Annotated in this window: 18 protein-coding genes; 8 read left to right on the top strand and 10 right to left on the bottom strand. The window is 44.6% G+C overall.

Annotated elements, in window-relative coordinates; all coding sequences use genetic code 11:
• Positions 1 to 4 precede the first annotated feature (4 nt).
• Entirely contained in the window at positions 5 to 1,114 is a 1,110-nt protein-coding gene (locus tag ACED41_RS15300) for a PilT/PilU family type 4a pilus ATPase (RefSeq protein WP_371725224.1), read from the top strand.
• 74 nt (positions 1,115 to 1,188) lie between these two features.
• On the opposite strand, the gene ACED41_RS15295 is transcribed toward ACED41_RS15300, so the two are convergent.
• From ACED41_RS15295 to metK, 9 genes are all read right to left on the bottom strand, one after another.
• The gene (locus ACED41_RS15295; protein WP_371725223.1) at positions 1,189 to 1,326 is read right to left on the bottom strand and encodes a hypothetical protein; all 138 of its coding nucleotides are present in this window, start codon (positions 1,324 to 1,326) and stop codon (positions 1,189 to 1,191) included.
• 99 nt (positions 1,327 to 1,425) lie between these two features.
• The gene (ruvX, locus tag ACED41_RS15290) at positions 1,426 to 1,848 is read right to left on the bottom strand and encodes a Holliday junction resolvase RuvX (RefSeq protein WP_004735480.1); all 423 of its coding nucleotides are present in this window, start codon (positions 1,846 to 1,848) and stop codon (positions 1,426 to 1,428) included.
• Positions 1,849 to 1,908: 60 nt separating this feature from the next.
• Positions 1,909 to 2,472 (bottom strand): YqgE/AlgH family protein, encoded by a 564-nt coding sequence (locus ACED41_RS15285; protein WP_017062239.1) that lies wholly within the window; start codon positions 2,470 to 2,472, stop codon positions 1,909 to 1,911.
• 116 nt (positions 2,473 to 2,588) lie between these two features.
• The gene (gshB, locus tag ACED41_RS15280) at positions 2,589 to 3,539 is read right to left on the bottom strand and encodes a glutathione synthase (protein WP_004735482.1); all 951 of its coding nucleotides are present in this window, start codon (positions 3,537 to 3,539) and stop codon (positions 2,589 to 2,591) included.
• A 9-nt stretch (positions 3,540 to 3,548) separates the two neighbouring features.
• Positions 3,549 to 4,280, bottom strand: coding sequence for a 16S rRNA (uracil(1498)-N(3))-methyltransferase (gene rsmE / locus ACED41_RS15275; protein ID WP_017062238.1), 732 nt, complete (start codon positions 4,278 to 4,280; stop codon positions 3,549 to 3,551).
• A gap of 153 nt (positions 4,281 to 4,433) precedes the next feature.
• The gene (locus ACED41_RS15270) at positions 4,434 to 5,165 is read right to left on the bottom strand and encodes an endonuclease (RefSeq protein WP_371725222.1); all 732 of its coding nucleotides are present in this window, start codon (positions 5,163 to 5,165) and stop codon (positions 4,434 to 4,436) included.
• 151 nt (positions 5,166 to 5,316) lie between these two features.
• Positions 5,317 to 5,817: a SprT family zinc-dependent metalloprotease gene (locus ACED41_RS15265; protein WP_371725221.1), complete on the bottom strand. Its 501-nt coding sequence runs from the start codon at positions 5,815 to 5,817 to the stop codon at positions 5,317 to 5,319.
• A gap of 80 nt (positions 5,818 to 5,897) precedes the next feature.
• On the bottom strand, positions 5,898 to 6,695 hold the full coding sequence (locus ACED41_RS15260; RefSeq protein ID WP_017067802.1) for a DUF2189 domain-containing protein: 798 nt from the start codon (positions 6,693 to 6,695) through the stop codon (positions 5,898 to 5,900).
• 368 nt (positions 6,696 to 7,063) lie between these two features.
• The gene (gene metK, locus ACED41_RS15255) at positions 7,064 to 8,218 is read right to left on the bottom strand and encodes a methionine adenosyltransferase (protein WP_017062234.1); all 1,155 of its coding nucleotides are present in this window, start codon (positions 8,216 to 8,218) and stop codon (positions 7,064 to 7,066) included.
• A 357-nt stretch (positions 8,219 to 8,575) separates the two neighbouring features.
• On the opposite strand from metK, the gene tkt reads away from it, so the two are divergent.
• The 5 genes from tkt to mscS all read left to right on the top strand — a co-directional run bounded on the left by tkt (position 8,576) and on the right by mscS (position 15,638).
• Positions 8,576 to 10,570, top strand: a complete 1,995-nt coding sequence (tkt, locus tag ACED41_RS15250; RefSeq protein ID WP_048605833.1) for a transketolase — start codon at positions 8,576 to 8,578, stop codon at positions 10,568 to 10,570.
• 213 nt (positions 10,571 to 10,783) lie between these two features.
• On the top strand, positions 10,784 to 11,833 hold the full coding sequence (epd, locus tag ACED41_RS15245) for an erythrose-4-phosphate dehydrogenase (RefSeq protein ID WP_032545627.1): 1,050 nt from the start codon (positions 10,784 to 10,786) through the stop codon (positions 11,831 to 11,833).
• Positions 11,834 to 11,999: 166 nt separating this feature from the next.
• Positions 12,000 to 13,163, top strand: coding sequence for a phosphoglycerate kinase (locus ACED41_RS15240; RefSeq protein WP_017059064.1), 1,164 nt, complete (start codon positions 12,000 to 12,002; stop codon positions 13,161 to 13,163).
• A 155-nt stretch (positions 13,164 to 13,318) separates the two neighbouring features.
• Entirely contained in the window at positions 13,319 to 14,395 is a 1,077-nt protein-coding gene (fbaA, locus tag ACED41_RS15235; protein WP_010435694.1) for a class II fructose-bisphosphate aldolase, read from the top strand.
• 376 nt (positions 14,396 to 14,771) lie between these two features.
• Entirely contained in the window at positions 14,772 to 15,638 is an 867-nt protein-coding gene (gene mscS / locus ACED41_RS15230) for a small-conductance mechanosensitive channel MscS (protein ID WP_017063201.1), read from the top strand.
• Between the two features lie 96 nt (positions 15,639 to 15,734).
• Here the strand turns inward: mscS and ACED41_RS15225 are convergent, their stop codons facing one another.
• The gene (locus ACED41_RS15225) at positions 15,735 to 16,364 is read right to left on the bottom strand and encodes a LysE/ArgO family amino acid transporter (protein ID WP_017059061.1); all 630 of its coding nucleotides are present in this window, start codon (positions 16,362 to 16,364) and stop codon (positions 15,735 to 15,737) included.
• Positions 16,365 to 16,506: 142 nt separating this feature from the next.
• Between ACED41_RS15225 and ACED41_RS15220 the strand changes: the two genes are divergently transcribed.
• Positions 16,507 to 17,403, top strand: a complete 897-nt coding sequence (locus ACED41_RS15220) for a LysR family transcriptional regulator ArgP (RefSeq protein WP_017068706.1) — start codon at positions 16,507 to 16,509, stop codon at positions 17,401 to 17,403.
• Positions 17,404 to 17,514: 111 nt separating this feature from the next.
• Positions 17,515 to 18,228, top strand: coding sequence for an oxidative stress defense protein (locus tag ACED41_RS15215; protein WP_017059059.1), 714 nt, complete (start codon positions 17,515 to 17,517; stop codon positions 18,226 to 18,228).
• Positions 18,229 to 18,310 lie beyond the last annotated feature (82 nt).

Below are 18,310 nucleotides of genomic sequence, written 5' to 3'. Positions count from 1 at the left end.
CATAATGGAATTGAATCAAATCCTTGAGGGAATGCTGTCGCAAAAGGCATCGGATCTCTATATCACTGTCGATGCGCCAATCCTGTTTCGTGTGGATGGTGAATTACGCCCCCAAGGAGAGAAGCTGAATGCGGCTCAAGTTGCTCAATTACTTGATGCGATGATGGAACAAGACCGACGTGATGAATATCAGCAAACGCGTGAGGCTAATTTTGCGATTGTGCGTGACTTTGGTCGTTTTCGTGTCAGTGCATTCTTTCAGCGAGAGCTACCTGGAGCGGTCATTCGACGTATCGAGACTAACATCCCAACCTTTGAGCAACTAAAGCTTCCTGATGTACTACAGGACCTATCAATAGCTAAGCGCGGACTTGTGCTGGTGGTTGGTGCGACAGGCTCTGGTAAGTCGACCTCAATGGCTGCAATGACAGGCTATCGCAACACCAATCGCTCGGGACATATCTTGACGGTTGAAGACCCGATTGAATTTGTGCATGAACATAAAAAGTGCATCGTGACACAGCGTGAAGTTGGACTCGACACCGAGAGCTATGAAGTCGCGCTTAAGAACTCGCTACGCCAAGCACCAGACATGATCTTGATTGGCGAAATCCGTAGCCGTGAGACCATGGAATACGCGATGACCTTTGCTGAAACGGGTCACTTGTGTATGGCAACCTTGCACGCCAATAACGCTAACCAAGCGCTAGAGCGTATTCTTCATTTGGTGCCGAAAGAGCAGAAAGAACAGTTCTTGTTTGACCTATCGATGAACCTGCGTGGTGTCGTCGCTCAGCAACTCATTTGCGACAAGAATGGCAGCGGGCGTCATGGTGTATTCGAGATTCTGCTGAATAGCCCTCGTGTTTCTGACTTGATTCGTCGTGGTGAACTGCACGAACTGAAAGCAACCATGGCTAAATCGAAAGAGATAGGTATGCAGACCTTTGACCAAGCTTTGTATGATTTAGTGATAGCAGGCAAGATCAGCGAAGAGGATGCGTTCCACAGTGCCGATTCTGCTAATGACTTGCGCTTAATGCTCAAAACTAGACGTGGTGATGACGACTACGGAACTGGGGCGTTGGCTGGTGTGAAGATAGATATGGGGTGATAAAAAACGCCTGATTTGATTCTAGGTTAAAATCAGGCGTTCATCATATTCATCGTTCGACTGCGTCTGTATTATCAACGCTTCTTGTTCTTAGGCTCGCTGATTACGTCTGCGTCAATCGAAGTATGATTCATATAACCTGCATTATTGGAGCTTGTCGAACTGCATGCTGATATTGCTAGAGCTACGAAGATTGCTAGAAAAATTTTCATGTGAACTCCCACTTACCTAATAATGAATTGCTTCGACATTACGTCGTAATATCATTATAGGATCACAAAGGAGTTTAATCTTTGAGCTCTTAATTTTCGTTATGAATATTGTGCTTCAAACCAGCTCTCTAAAATGACGACTGCAGACTGGTTATCGACATTGCCTTTGCTTAGCGCTTTATAGCCGCCCATTTCAAAAAGGTCGGCCCTTGCTTCTGTCGTAGAAAGTCTTTCATCATGCAGTTCAACATCGACACCAAAGCGCCCTTTTAGGCGATTGGCAAACTTCTTCGCCCTTGGTGTAATCGCGGCTAGATCTTTACCATGAAGATCGGTAGGAAGACCAACCACGATAAGATTCGGCTGCCACTCCTTAATTTGCTTTTCGATATCGTCCCAATTTGGGATGCCATCTTTGGCTTTAAAAGCTTTTAGAGGGCTTGCGGTGCCCGTGATTTCTTGTCCTATCGCACTACCGATACTTTTTGTACCGTAGTCAAATGCCATAATTGTTCGTGACATGGGGTTTCCAAATTTATCTGTGTTTGAGAGTGTCTGTTTATTTTACTTAGTTGATTTGAGCTAGGCGTGACCAGCGTCTGCTGAAAGCTGAGCTGCATTAATGCCTAACATCTGTACAGCGACTTTCCAGCGGTCAGAAATCGGTGTATCGAAGATGACCTTCGGGTCGGCTTCAACGGTTAACCACGAGTTCTCGGTCAGTTCGGTTTCCAGTTGTCCCGGTTCCCATCCTGCATACCCAAGTGCGACTAAATAATTCATCGGCTCATCTTCTGTGCCCAACACCATCAAGATATCTTTTGAGGTTGTCACTGAGATTTGATCCGTCATGCTGATACTGGATTGATAGTTGCCTTTAGGTTTGTGCAAAATAAACCCACGGTCTTCTGCGACCGGTCCACCATTCAATACAGGCTTATCAAGACTTGCTTGGTTGGGTTTTGGCTGATCAGAATCAACCTCAACTTGCTTAAGCATGCTACCGACAGTGACATCAATAGGGGCGTTGATCATCAAACCCATCGCGCCTTCGTCATTGTGCTCACAAAGGTAAATCACCGAATTTTGAAAGTATGGGTCTTTCATTCCGGGCATAGCAACCAGAAAGTGGTTCGTTAAATTCATAGAGCCTCCTGCCAGTGTGTTCCCAGTAAAGGAAAAAGAGCGGCGTAAAGCCGCTCATTGTTCTTTGCCTAGATATTTCTGTGTTTTCGAATAGCTAAGGCTTTCTTTAGTTTAGGCTATTTAGCGTTAACGCGACGCTCAATTGCATCCATTAATTTACCTGTAACTGAAATATCAAAAGCGGCTTCAATTTCACGGATACAAGTAGGGCTAGTCACGTTAATTTCAGTCAGCTTGTCGCCGATAACATCAAGCCCAACAAAGATTAAGCCTTTCTCTTTCAGTGCTGGAGCAACTGCTCTTGCGATAGCCCAGTCTGTTTCACTTAGAGGACGAGCTTCACCTGTACCGCCAGCAGCAAGGTTACCTCGAGTTTCCCCTTTTGCAGGAATACGCGCTAGACAGTAAGGCATTGGCTCACCGTCAACCACAAGAATACGCTTATCACCATTGCTGATGTCTGGAACAAAAGTTTGTGCCATTGCGTAGTTCTGACCGTGGTTGGTCAAGGTTTCAATAATAACTGATACGTTTGGATCGCCTTCTTTCACACGGAAGATAGACGCGCCGCCCATGCCATCAAGTGGTTTTAGAATCACGTCGCCGTGTTCTTCTCGGAACGCTTTAATTTTTTCAGCTTTACGAGTCACGATGGTGGTCGGTGTCAGTTCAGGGAACCATGCCGTGAACAACTTCTCGTTACAGTCACGTAGGCTTTGTGGTTTGTTGACGATCAGTGCGCCGTTCTCTTCAGCACGCTCAAGAATGTAAGTTGCGTAGATGTACTCAGTATCAAACGGAGGATCTTTACGCATTAGTACCGCATCTAAATCGGATAGCGCGATAGTCTGTTCTGATTTGAACTCGTACCAACCGTTTGGATCTTCTTTTAGTTCAACAACCTTAGTGTCAGCAATGGCTACGCCTTGATCTAAATGTAGATCATCCATTTCCATGTAATGGATTTCGTAACCACGACGCTGAGCTTCAAGCATCATGGCAAAGCTAGAGTCTTTTTTGATGTTAATGGATGAAATTGGATCCATTACGATGCCAAGTTTGATCATTTTTTTCTCCTAGCCTAGATCGCCAAAACGGACTTGTAAGGCAGTAATTGCGGTTAGAGCTGCTGTTTCGGTACGAAGTACACGTGGGCCGAGTAGCGTCTCTTCAAATTTGTATTGTTCTGTCATGCCGATTTCTTCAGCCGACAAGCCACCTTCAGGGCCGATCAATAGGCGTACCTTACTGATAGGTTCTGGAAGGGTATTAATTGAGTATTTTGCACGAGGATGTAAGTTCAGCTTTAATGCTTCACTCGGTTCGCTACACCACTCTTCAAGTTGCATGATAGGGCGAATGACTGGAACCGTATTGCGGCCACACTGTTCACACGCCGCGATAGCAATCTTTTGCCACTGTGCGAGTTTTTTCTCGAAGCGTTTTGTATCAAGCTTAACGCCACAGCGCTCTGAAATTAAAGGGGTAATGGTGTTCACACCAAGCTCAACCGATTTCTGAATCGTGAACTCCATTTTGTCGCCACGTGAAATCACTTGGCCTAAATGTAAGTCTAACGGAGATTCGCTGCTGCGTTCGATGCGTTCAGAAACATTAACGGTGACATTTTTCTTTGATACTTCGGCTATCGTCGCAGGGAATTCAGCGCCACTGCCATCAAATAGAAGGACTTCTTGGCCTTCTTTCATGCGAAGGACACGACCAACATGACCCGCGGCATCTTCGCCTAAAGCGAGTGAACCTAACTGATGAATGCGTTCTGGGTGATGAATACGAGGGATTCTCATGCTGGTAAACCTATAAATATGTTCATTTGGGTATTTTGTCTCTGCCTAACATGGATGCTTTTAGTTGAAAAAACAAGGGTAGAGCAAGAGTTTCAGGGGCAATTCTGAAACTCTTGTTTGAGATAGTTAGGAATGTTGATTGTATGAGCGACGTTATTTACAAGCAGGGTAAACAAATGGGTTGTGATTACCTTGGATGGCATAGATTCGCTCATCACGAGTACATTCCCACTTGTCGACAGGAAATTGCTTGTTCCACGCCATCATTAGGTTGGTTTGTTGCTTAGATAGTTTGAAACCATACTCTTGGCTCATGTAAAGGTAAGTACGCGCGATAGAGCCTTTTGCTCTGTCTGGCGGCATAACTTTACGCTGCTTGAAGTTGACCTGCATTGCGCACTGACCATAGCTCACGCCATCCATTCCATTCCACTGGCTGAAGTTGTAGTTCGAACGGTCACCATTTACTTCACCGATAGCTGGCGTTAGGTTGTGGAGATCGGCTTCCATGGACTTGAATACTTTGTCATTGCGAGTGCAGTTCTTGCGCCCGCCATCTTGCCAGCACTGACGCTGGTGGCCGAATTGCCAAGCTGGAACCACGTGTTCCCACTCAATTCGACTCGCTCGCTTTTGTTGTTTTCGGACTTGATAACCACAGCCGTCAAGGTCGGGAATCCCTTTCTTTTTGTCCTTCCATGTAATGTCACAACCACAATAAAATGAAGTCGGGTGGTCGAGATAAATCTTCACCGCTTCTCTTTTTGCTTTGGAGAATGAGCTCGGTGGTGCGGCGAAAACGCTTTGGGTTACCAGTAGGCCAAATACTATTGATAAGTAAAAAGACACAGGTAGGCCAAATGCTTTGATGGTGATTTTTTGCATAGAAAAAGACTGATAAAAGTATGATAAACATCAGTCTAGCACTCAAAGGATGAGTTTCTCCATTACATTTCTATCATCAACTTAATCGAGTGTTGCTTTCTGAAATAAAAAGGATGGGGTTACCAAATCGAATAGGTGCGAGTCTAGGACTTTAGCTGAGCTGTGTGCCTGTGAAGGATAAGGTTTGATTGCACAGCTGGCAGCGATAGGTCGATTGATTTCGAAGCACTTTATTGTGTCGTCTGATTGATAATGGGTAAGTGGTGCACTCACATCGATATTCAAAGGTTTTCCCTTGAACTGAAGCTATTTCAAAGCTGTGAGTTGTTTTGGCTGGAACGTTGAATACCTTTTCCATCACGTATTTCCACTCGTTTCCGTGAGGCCTAACACGTCCGAAAACCTGATGCGTGATTAGGTGTGCGAGCTCATGCGGCACAACTTCGTTGATGAAGGCGTTTTCATTTTCAGAAAATAGTACGTGGTTGAGCTTAATTTCGTTGAGCTGAAGGTAGGCCTTTCCCGCTGCTTTACCTCTTAACTTGAAGGTGATAGTTGGGTGTGGAAATTCACGAGAGAAATGTTGATTTGCGATAGCTAGGCACTCGGCCAATTTCTTATTTGCTCGATGTTGTTGCGGGGTGTAAGACAAACGTTGTTAACTCCAAATAAAAGACCTCAGCGTTTAAGCCAAGGCCTCATCATAACATTGCTTTTTGATCTAGCGATGCTTTACACGTGATGTTTTTTCTTAATGATCTCGTGATAAGCGTGCCATGTACCATAACCAAGTAGCGGCATGGTGACGATCATTCCGATGCCGTAGGTGGCAAAACCCACCAGAATACCGGCACAAATAATACTTGCCCAAACCACCATTGCAGGAATGTTCGATTTCACGGCATTAAAGCTAGTGAAAATTGCACTCATCACATCAACGCGTCTCTCCATCATTAACGGAATTGAAAATGCTGAGATGCTAAATATGAGGCTTGCGATGACAAAACCAATCACAGAACCCGTAATTAAGAAGGGAGCGAACTCAGCCAATGGTGCGCCTTGCACTGAAGGGTAGAGCGCGTGCAATAACGCAGCGATACGCATCCAGAATATCATCGCAACCATCAACACAATCGCAAAGGCCCATTGGTGGGTCGAGTTGCGAGTGATGGCTTTCATTGAGTGCAGTAGGCTGGCGTTATGGCCTTTTTCTCTTTCCCAAGCTGCGTCATACAAGCCTAGGGCAAGAAACGGCCCTATCAGCATGTACACGATCAGGCTTGGCATCACGACTAAGTGTGTTCCTTGCCATTGGACAAGTTGAACAATCGCAATTGCCGCTCCCATAAAGCACAATCCGTAAAATGCGCTGATTAATGGCATTCTTACTAAGTCATGCAGAGCAAGCGACAACCAATGAAAGGGTGCGGAAATACTGATTTGGTTGCAAGGAATGGTGCGAGCGTAATCCTTATCGCTGACCTTGTGTTTTTTATCGTTCAGTTCGGATGGGTGCGCGGTACGAGGCATAGATCCCCCTAGTTAAATAACGTCCTAGTTATAATTCCATAAGGCTCATCGATGTGGCTTGTGTGAGAGTTATGGTGTTGAGCTAAATTGCTCTTTGTCATCCCAGTTATTGTTCTAGCGTGCATTTAACGAGCGTTATCAGACTGAATTAATTTAAGTTAAATGTGAGCTTGATCGCCTAGGAGTTACCTTAACTATTGTCAGTAGTGCTAGAAAACACAAATTATCAGCGGCTTTTTATACTAAGTGGTTAACGGTAAAGAAGGGCGTTAGGGAAGGGTATTGTGAGTGAAAGTTCGGTAAGTACATAAAAATAAAGCCCTTACTAAGCAGTAAGGGCTTTAAAGGAACACATCGCAGTGGCTAAATTATTTTAGGCCAGCGAAGTCCGCAAGGATTGCTGCTTTGTCAGTCGCTTCCCAAGGGAACTCTTCACGACCGAAGTGACCGTATGCAGCAGTTTGCTTGTAGATAGGCTGAAGAAGGTTCAGCATCTCTTGAAGGCCGTATGGACGTAGGTCGAAGTTTTGACGAACAGCTTCAATGATGATTTCGTGTGCTACTTTCTCAGTACCGAACGTTTCAACCATGATAGATGTTGGATCAGCAACACCGATAGCGTAAGACAGTTGAATCTCACAACGGTCAGCCATACCAGCAGCAACGATGTTTTTCGCAACGTAACGTGCTGCGTAAGCTGCAGAACGGTCAACTTTTGATGGATCTTTACCTGAGAATGCACCGCCACCGTGACGAGCTGCGCCGCCGTAGGTATCAACGATGATCTTACGACCAGTTAAACCACAGTCACCCATTGGGCCACCGATTACGAAACGGCCTGTTGGGTTGATGAAGAAGTTAGTATCTTTGTTGATCCACTCAGCAGGAAGTACTGGCTTGATGATTTCTTCCATTACTGCTTCGCGTAGGTCAGGCGTTGTTACTGAATCACAGTGTTGAGTAGAAAGAACAACAGCATCGATACCAACGATCTTACCTTGGTCGTATTGGAAAGTAACTTGAGATTTCGCATCTGGGCGAAGGAAGTCAAGCTTACCGCTCTTACGTACTTCAGCTTGCTTCTTAACAAGAAGGTGAGAGTAAGTAATTGGAGCTGGCATTAGGATAGGAGTTTCGTTAGTCGCGTAACCAAACATGATGCCTTGGTCGCCTGCGCCTTGCTCTTTAGGGTCTTCTTTATCAACACCTTGGTTGATGTCTGGAGACTGCTTACCAATTGTGTTTAAAACAGCACAAGAGTCAGCGTCAAAGCCCATGTCAGAATGAACGTAACCAATTTCACGTACTGTTTCACGAGTGATTTCTTCGATATCAACCCATGCAGACGTTGTTACTTCACCGCCAACCATAACCATGCCGGTTTTAACGTAAGTCTCACAAGCAACACGTGCTTTTGGATCTTGTTCCAAGATGGCATCAAGAACAGCATCAGAGATTTGGTCTGCAATTTTATCTGGATGGCCTTCTGAAACAGATTCAGAAGTGAATAGGTGCTTAGCCATGAGAGCTCCACTTTTAGTTTTTGGTGTAAATAGTTTATGGCGTCGCAAGCTAGGAAGCGCCGCCATTAAATACAGTATATTTTGTAGGTGTTTCTACATCTAGACGGCTATTCTAAATTCCAGCGGTCGAATTACAAGCTCTTTTTTATGATATGTCATAACTAATCGTTTGCGTATCGATCGAGATAAGCCACTGCCAAGTGATGTAAATGTTCGAAAATTGCGAAAAATGACCGTTAAAATGCCAGTAAAACGTTTGCAGTCGCAATAGTCGTTTGAGAGAATACCCGCGCTAATAAAAATGAAAACTTTAGCAATTATCTCTTTTTTAAATCGCTTATGTATCCAGGAGCAGACATGCCTTCTCGTAAAGATCTAGCCAATGCAATCCGCGCACTTAGCATGGACGGTGTTCAACAAGCAAATTCAGGCCACCCAGGCGCACCTATGGGCATGGCTGACATCGCTGAGGTTCTTTGGCGTGGCCACTTGAACCACAACCCAGCAAACCCAGAATGGGCTGACCGCGACCGTTTTATCCTGTCTAACGGCCATGGTTCAATGTTGATTTATTCTCTGCTTCACCTTGCAGGTTACGAGCTTTCAATTGAAGACCTGAAAAACTTCCGTCAACTGCACTCTAAGACTCCAGGTCACCCTGAGTACGGTTACGCTCCTGGTATCGAAACAACGACTGGTCCTCTAGGTCAAGGCATCACTAACGCTGTTGGTATGGCAATGGCTGAGAAAGCACTGGCGGCACAGTTCAACAAAGAAGGCCACGACATCGTAGACCACTACACTTATGCATTCATGGGTGATGGCTGTCTGATGGAAGGTATCTCTCACGAAGCATGTTCTCTAGCAGGTACGCTAGGTCTTGGTAAGCTGGTTGCTTTCTGGGATGACAACGGCATCTCTATCGATGGTGAAGTTGAAGGTTGGTTCTCTGACGATACACCTAAGCGTTTTGAAGCATACGGTTGGCACGTAATCCCAGCAGTAGATGGTCACGACTCTGATGCTATCAACGCAGCGATTGAAGCGGCTAAAGCGGATCCTCGTCCAACGCTTATCTGTACTAAAACTATCATCGGTTTTGGTTCTCCAAACAAAGCGGGTACGCATGACTGTCACGGTGCTCCACTAGGCGCTGATGAAATCACAGCAACTAAAGCAGCATTGGGTTGGGAACACGGTCCTTTCGAAATCCCAGCAGATATCGCAGCTGAGTGGAATGCGAAAGAAGCAGGCGCAGCGAAAGAAGCAGCGTGGAACGCGAAGTTTGACGCATACGCAGCGGCTTACCCAGAGCTAGCAGCTGAATTCAAACGTCGTACTAACGGCGAGCTACCCGCTGAGTGGGAAGAGAAAGCAAACGCAATCATTGCTGATCTTCAAGCTAACCCAGCAAACATCGCTTCACGTAAAGCATCTCAAAACGCACTAGAAGCGTTTGGTCAAATGCTTCCAGAATTCATGGGCGGCTCTGCTGACCTTGCGCCTTCTAACCTGACTATGTGGTCTGGTTCTAAGTCTCTTGAAGCAACTGACTTCTCTGGTAACTACATCCACTACGGTGTACGTGAATTCGGTATGACGGCTATCATGAACGGCATCGCTCTGCACGGTGGTTTCGTACCATACGGCGCAACGTTCCTAATGTTCATGGAATACGCGCGTAACGCAATGCGTATGGCTGCTCTGATGAAAGTTCAGAACATCCAAGTTTACACGCACGACTCTATCGGCCTAGGCGAAGATGGTCCTACTCACCAACCGGTTGAACAGATCGCTTCTCTACGTCTAACGCCAAACATGAGCACATGGCGCCCATGTGACCAAGTTGAGTCTGCTGTTGCTTGGAAACTGGCTATTGAGCGTAAAGATGGTCCTTCATCTTTAATCTTCTCTCGTCAAAACCTTGCACAACAAGATCGTAATGCTGAGCAAGTAGCTAACATCGCTAAGGGTGGTTACATCCTGAAAGATTGTGAAGGCAAGCCTGAGCTAATCATCATTGCAACAGGTTCTGAAGTTGAGCTTGCTGTTGAAGCTGCTGCACAGTTAACCGCTGAAGGTAAAGCAGTACGCGTAGTATCTATGCCTGCAACTGACGCGTTCGACAAGCAAGATGCTGAATACCGTGAGTCTGTACTTCCATCTGACGTTACTGCTCGTATCGCAGTAGAAGCTGGCATCGCTGACTTCTGGTACAAGTACGTTGGTTTCGGTGGCAAGATCATCGGTATGACAACGTTCGGCGAATCTGCACCAGCAGGCGAGCTATTCAAGATGTTCGGTTTCACTACTGAAAACGTAGTAAACACCGCGAAAGAGCTTCTTGCTTAATCATTGATTGCTAGCTTAGTGCTAACAATGAAATGAATAAAAAAACCGAGCGCTGAGCTCGGTTTTTTGTCTCTGGGATTTGTTTCTCCTAGACTCATCTCTATAAGCAACAGATCAATCTGTCATGAACAAGCTGAGTTATTCAAGTAATGCCTTTTGGGTAGGATTCAGTTATCATCTGTTGCACGAAATTTTGGTTAGATGTACGGAACTATGCTAAAAGTCGCGATAAATGGATTTGGACGAATAGGGCGTAATGTATTGCGCGCTGTCTATGAAAGTGGCAAAAGCCAACAAATCAAAGTAGTAGCGGTCAATGAGCTTGCTCAGCCTGACGCTATGGCTCACCTATTGCAGTACGACACCAGTCACGGCCGCTTCGGTAAGAAAATCTCTAACGATCAAGAGCACATTTATGTCCATCATGGCATTGGTGCTGAAGACAAGGGTGAGTTTGATACCATTCGTATCTTACATCTTGCTGATATTGAGCTGTTGCCTTGGCGTGACCTTGAGGTGGATATCGTTCTCGATTGTACCGGTGTTTATGGTTGCCGAGATGACGGCCTCGCGCACATTGCTGCAGGGGCGAAAAAGGTACTGTTTTCTCACCCCGGTGCCAATGACCTCGATAACACCATTATCTATGGTGTGAACCACGATACCATCGAAGCGGACCACCAAATCGTTTCCAATGGTTCGTGCACCACCAACTGTATTGTCCCTATCATTAAGGTTCTTGATGACGCCTTTGGTATCGAGTCCGGTACGATTACGACTATTCACTCTTCAATGAATGATCAACAAGTTATCGATGCGTACCACAGCGATTTGCGTCGTACTCGAGCAGCAAGCCAATCGATCATTCCTGTCGATACCAAGTTGCATAAAGGTATTGAAAGAATCTTCCCGAAATTTTCCAACAAATTTGAAGCTATATCTGTGCGTGTGCCGACGGTAAACGTAACAGCGATGGATTTAAGTGTCACAATTAATGCAAATGTGAAAGTTAATGACGTAAATCAAACCATTGTTAATGCATCCCAGTGTACATTACACAATATAGTTGACTATACTGAAGCGCCGCTCGTTTCCATCGACTTTAATCACGATCCCCATAGCGCAATCGTTGATGGTTCACAAACGCGAGTGAGCAACGGCCACTTAGTTAAAATGCTAGTGTGGTGTGATAATGAATGGGGCTTTGCGAACCGAATGCTGGATACGGTTCTTGCAATGCAAGCTTCTGAAGGCAAGAAGTAAGACCTAGAAGCAAATGTGCGGATTATTTATTTTTTAGCTTGAAATAAATACTAAGAGTCCACATATTATTAGTAGTGAAAGAATTACCAGTTGAATAATTTATAGGCTTAGCAGGGTTGCTGAGTTTCCAAAACTTTATATTTATTTAAATTTGAGAGGACAAATCATGTCTGTGATCAAGATGACTGACCTGGAACTTGCAGGTAAACGCGTATTTATCCGTGCTGACCTAAACGTACCAGTAAAAGACGGTAAAGTAACTTCAGATGCACGTATCCTTGCATCTCTACCAACTATCAAACTTTGCCTAGAAGCTGGCGCAAAGGTAATGGTTACTTCTCACCTTGGTCGTCCTACTGAAGGCGAATACAACGAAGAGTTCTCTCTAGCTCCTGTAGTTAACTACCTAAACGACGCACTAGACTGCGAAGTTAAACTAGCTAAAGATTACGTAAACGGCCTAGAGCTAAACGCTGGTGAACTTGTTGTTCTTGAAAACGTTCGTTTCAACAAAGGCGAGAAGAAGAACGAAGAAGCACTTTCTAAGCAATACGCTGCACTATGTGACATCTTTGTAATGGATGCATTCGGTACAGCTCACCGTGCTCAAGCTTCTACACACGGCGTTGGTACTTACGCTCCTGTAGCATGTGCTGGCCCTCTTCTAGCTGCTGAGCTTGAAGCGCTTGGTAAAGCAATGGACAACCCAGCTCGCCCACTAGTGGCTATTGTTGGTGGTTCTAAAGTTTCTACTAAACTAACCGTTCTAGAATCTCTTTCTAAAATTGCTGACCAGCTTGTTGTTGGTGGTGGTATCGCGAACACATTCATCGCTGCTGAAGGCCACAACGTAGGTAAGTCTCTATACGAAGCTGACCTAGTTGAAACGGCTCAAAAGCTAATGAAAGAGTGTGCTATCCCAGTAGCAACTGACGTTGCATGTGCTAAAGCATTCGACGAAAACGCAGAAGCTGAAATCAAGCACGTTTCTGAAGTTCAAGACGACGACATGATCTTCGACCTTGGTCCAGATTCAACTGCGGCACTAGCTGAAATCATCGGCAACGCGAAAACAATCCTTTGGAACGGCCCTGTAGGCGTATTCGAATTCAAGAACTTCGAAGCGGGTACAGCTGGTATCTCTAAAGCAATCGCTGAGTCTGCAGGTTTCTCTGTAGCAGGTGGTGGTGACACGCTAGCAGCTATCGATAAGTTCGGTATCAAAGCTGACGTTTCTTACATCTCTACTGGCGGTGGCGCTTTCCTTGAATTCGTTGAAGGTAAAGTACTTCCTGCAGTAGCAATGCTTGAAGAGCGTGCTAAAGCATAATTGATTTAGAAAGGCGAGATGTGAATCTCGCCTTTTAACGTTTGCTGCATATCACACTTTTTTGCTAGAATGGCATAAGTTGTGAGCAAACGATTGCAAGTTTTTAAACTTAAGTTTTTTAATCTTAAAACGATAGAATAAATAGGACTATTTCCATGTCTAAGATCTTCGATTTTGTAAAACCTGGTGTGATTTCTGGCGATGACGTACAGAAAGTATTTGAAGTAGCAAAAGAAAACAAATTTGCTCTTCCTGCTGTAAACGTTGTTGGTACTGACTCTGTAAACGCAGTACTAGAAGCAGCTGCTAAAGTTAAAGCTCCAGTAGTTGTTCAGTTCTCTAACGGCGGCGCTGCATTCTTCGCAGGTAAAGGCGTTAAACTTGAAGGTCAAGGCGCACAAGTTCTTGGCGCTGTAGCTGGTGCAAAATACGTACACGCTGTAGCTGAAGCTTACGGTGTTCCAGTTATCCTGCACACTGACCACGCTGCTAAGAAACTTCTTCCATGGATCGACGGTCTACTAGACGCTGGTGAAGAGTTCTTCGCACAAACTGGTAAGCCTCTATTCTCTTCTCACATGCTAGACCTTTCTGAAGAGTCTCTAGAAGAGAACATCGAAACATGTGCTAAGTACCTAGAGCGCATGGCTAAAATGAACATGACAATCGAGATCGAACTTGGTTGTACTGGTGGTGAAGAAGACGGCGTTGATAACTCTGATATGGACGCATCTGAGCTTTACACTTCTCCAGAAGACGTAGCATACGCTTACGAGAAACTAATGGCTGTTAGCCCACGTTTCACTATCGCTGCATCTTTCGGTAACGTACACGGTGTTTACCAAGCTGGTAACGTTGTACTTACTCCAACTATCCTACGTGACTCTCAAGCATACTGTGCAGAGAAGTTCGGTATCGCACCTAACGCTCTAAACTTCGTATTCCACGGTGGTTCTGGTTCTTCTGAAGCAGAAATCCAAGAGTCTATCGGCTACGGTGTTATCAAAATGAACATCGATACTGATACACAGTGGGCAACTTGGGACGGTATCCGTCAGTACTCTGCTGACAACTTCGATTTCCTACAAGGTCAAATCGGCAACCCAACTGGCGAAGCTGCTCCAAACAAGAAGTACTACGATCCACGCGTATGGCTACGTGCTGGTCAAGCTTCAATGGTTGCTCGTCTAGAGAAAGCATTTGCTGACCTTAACGCTGTAGACGTACTATAATTCTTTGAATTAAGTACTCTTTAAGTTTTAAAAACCCGCTCATTGAGCGGGTTTTTTATATCTGATAAAAACTTGTACTAAATATGTGAAAAACCTAGCGTGCGGTGAATAAATTTCGTAGTCTTTTAGTTATCGGTATTTGTGTTTATCGGTAAGTTTTAATAATTCAAAAGCTTACATAAATATGACTTTGCAATCTGTCAAAGATAGGATATCGTGCCGAAAAACTGAACTTGGTTCAGTTTATAAAAAGGACTTGGCTTTAATTTACTTTTAACACAATGACTTAACGGTAATTACACTGTTTATTATATTGCAGAGTAAATGAGGCTTAAGGCAGTTTAGCCCATAGCATATTATATAGAGGATGCACATTATGGCTGATAGTTCGACAGCGATTGAGACTCCACTTGTGGATGGTTTGTCTCAAGCAGAGCAGTGGTTAACAAATAATTCAGATTTATTTATCCAATATGGCGTAAATATCATTTCAGCACTGATAATTCTATTTATTGGTAACCTTATTGTTAAAGCAGTAGCGAATAGCGTGTCTAAGGTTCTTCAGAAGAAGAAAATGGACCGAGCAGTTGTGGAGTTCGTCCATGGTTTAGTTCGTTACTTGTTGTTTGTGATTGTTTTAATTGCTGCACTTGGTCGTTTAGGTGTTCAAACGGCATCTGTAGTTGCTGTTATTGGTGCGGCTGGTTTAGCCGTTGGTCTTGCACTACAAGGCTCACTATCTAACTTTGCTGCTGGTGTACTTATCGTTGCATTCCGTCCATTTAAGTCTGGTGACTATGTGGAAATTGGTGGTGTGGCAGGTTCAGTTGATTCTATTCAAATCTTCCAAACGGTTCTAACAACGCCAGACAACAAAATGGTTGTAGTACCTAACGGTAGCGTTATCGGCAGCCCAATCACAAACTATTCTCGTCATGCGACGCGCCGTATTGATCTAATGATTGGTGTTTCTTACAACGCTGATCTTCAGAAGACAAAAGCGCTACTGACTAAGATCTGTGAATCTGATGAGCGTGTACTGAAAGAACCTGGCGTTCAAGTTGGTGTTCATACGCTTGCTGATTCTTCAGTTAACTTCGTTGTTCGTCCATGGGTTAGCACTGCTGACTACTGGAATGTTTATTTCGACCTGATGCAAGCAATCAAAGAAGGCTTGGATAACGAGGGTATCGAAATTCCATTCCCGCAAATGGATGTACACATGAATAAAGTAGAAGCTTAATTCCTAGTTAGTTTTTATAACTATAAGCTTTTATAAGGAAAGGCGGATAACTTAGGTTATCCGCCTTTTTTGTTGGTTTCATGAAGCTAAATAGATTTACCAGTATTGCTCAATAAGTCCATCGGTAAGCACCGTTGCTATGGCGAACATCATGGTTGCGACTGCGATATCAATGCCTTTCTTAACCTTAGGTTTAGATAGCGTCGGGCCTAGTTTTGCAGCGCCTAATGACAAAGAATAGAACCAGACGAACGAAGCCAATATAGTCCCCATAGCAAATGCAATTCTGTCGTTGCCTTCAAATTGCCCACCAATGGATCCAAGAATTACCACGGTATCCAAATAGAGATGTGGGTTTAATACTGTTACTGCCAATGCCCCTAAAATAACGGTGCGCTTGCCACGCGCTAATATCTCACCTTTCGACTCATCACTGGTGCGCACTTTGAATGCACTGCGTAGTGAGAGCAAACCATACACAGTCAGAAAAGCGATGCCACCTAGTGTCACTGAGGTAAGCAGTAATTCATTTTGCGACAAGATCGCTCCGCCGCCAAAAATGCCTAATGAGATAAACAGAGTATCGAGCAGGCTACAAATCGTTGCTGTCGTTAAATGATGATTGCGTTTTATCCCTTGATTTAGGACGTACGCATTCTGAGCGCCAATAGGGATAATCATACTTGCCCCTAGACCAAAACCTTGTAATAAAACCCAAAAACTCATTTTAACCTCCACTTATTTAACGATATTTACGTGCTATATGGCGAAGATACTCTGACCCTTTAAATAAGTATAATTAATGATTTTAATCCATTATTAGAGTTGCTAATGTGGTGATGAGTTAGCTTAAAAAGGAAGCAAATTGATGCGCGGATTGGATTATAAATGGATTGAAGCACTGGATGCTGTAGTAAAACAACGTAGCTTCGAAAGGGCTGCTGAGCAGTTATATATCTCCCAGTCGGCGGTATCTCAACGCATCAAACAGCTGGAAAAGTGGTTGGCTCAGCCAGCCTTGGTGAGAGAAAGCCCGCCTAGGCCAACGCCTGCGGGTAAAAAACTACTGGGCTTATATCGCCGTGTTCGTTTGTTAGAGCACGAGCTTGTGCCTGAGTTGATGAATGAAGAGGGTAATCAACCACTATCGATATCCATAGCCACCAACGCTGATAGTTTGGCGACATGGTTGCTACCAGCTTTGTCGGATGTGATTAAGTCTCGCCAAGTCGAGTTGAACCTCGCGATTCATGGTGAGTCGAGAACCATTGAAAAGATTAAAAGTGGCGAGGTGGCCGGTGCAATCAGTTTGGAGTCTCAAGCGATTCCTGGCTGCAGTGCTGACTATCTCGGTAGGATGGATTATGTGTGCGTGGCTAGCCCTGACTTTCATCAGCGTTACTTTGCAGAGGGCGTAAACTACGCCACCTTAAGCAAAGCACCTGCGGTTTCCTATGATCAATACGATGATCTGCATAAGAAGTTTCTGCATGATCATTTTAACGTCCCGAGAGACAGTGTGATCAATCATACAGTCGGCAGTTCAGAAGCATTTGTGCGCTTGGCATTATCGGGTGTAGCCTATTGCTTGATCCCCCGATTACAGATTATCGATGAGCTCGAGTCTGGTGCTCTGATTGATATTACCCCTGGCTTTCTGCTCTCTTATCGCATCTATTGGCACCATTGGCAGCTTGAGAGCGGAGTATTAAAAGAGGTATCCCAAGCAATATTGAGTTTTGCTCACAATCACTTACCTCAGTAAACTGTTGGTTTTTTCAGCGTCAAAGTTCTGTTAGAAGTGTGTGCTCTGGATTGGCTAAACGATAAATTGCTCTATGATGAAAGGACATTTGTTTAGCATAGGTCATACCTAATGAAGCTTGTACCAAAGATGTTAGCAACGTCTCTTACTCTTACTGCGGCGTTGAGTGCTGTGAGTTTTCCATCATTGGCTGACTCTCCATCCTTTCCTCATATTTCAACGACAGGCTATGGTGAAGTGATCGCTACACCTGATATGGCGACATTCTCTGTGAGAGTCGTGGAATCGACGATGACTGCTGAACAGGCTAAAAATACCGTTGATAAAGTCGTGACAGGCTTTCTAAACAAGCTACATCAAGCTGGTGTTGATGAGGCGAGTGTACACAGCTCTAACCTGTATTTATCTCCTCAATATCATTACCCGAAAGATGGCAAACCGGAACTGGTTGGCTACCGCGCCTCACGTAATGTGACCGTTCAAGTGACTGAGCTAGCTAATCTTAATGAGTACATGGATATTGCGATTGGAGAAGGCATTAATCAGATCGACAACATCCAACTGCAAGTTCGCGACCAAGCTAAGTATCAAGAGCAAGCGCGCTTAGAAGCCATTAAAGATGCGACATCAAAAGCTAAATCATTGGCGAGTGGTTTTGAGCGCGAGTTAGGTGATGTATGGCGCGTGGATTACAACGCCCAATCTTCTCAGCCAGTACTCATGCGTTCAATGGCGATGGATGCAAGAACAGAATCGAACTCTTATGAAGACTCAACGATCACCATTCGTGATCGCGTGAATGTGATCTACCAGATCGAAGAGTAATGACAGTGCTATAGAAGGTTTTGGATCATGACGACCTAATTACCTACGATAGGCCAAATGCTAAAAAGGCTCTCATGATGAG

It is taken from the genome of Vibrio sp. 1F255 (assembly GCF_041439145.1).
GTDB classification, from domain to species: domain Bacteria; phylum Pseudomonadota; class Gammaproteobacteria; order Enterobacterales; family Vibrionaceae; genus Vibrio; species Vibrio crassostreae_C.
Note: the sequence above shows the minus strand (reverse complement) of the source record. Positions and strands in the feature narration are given on the sequence as shown.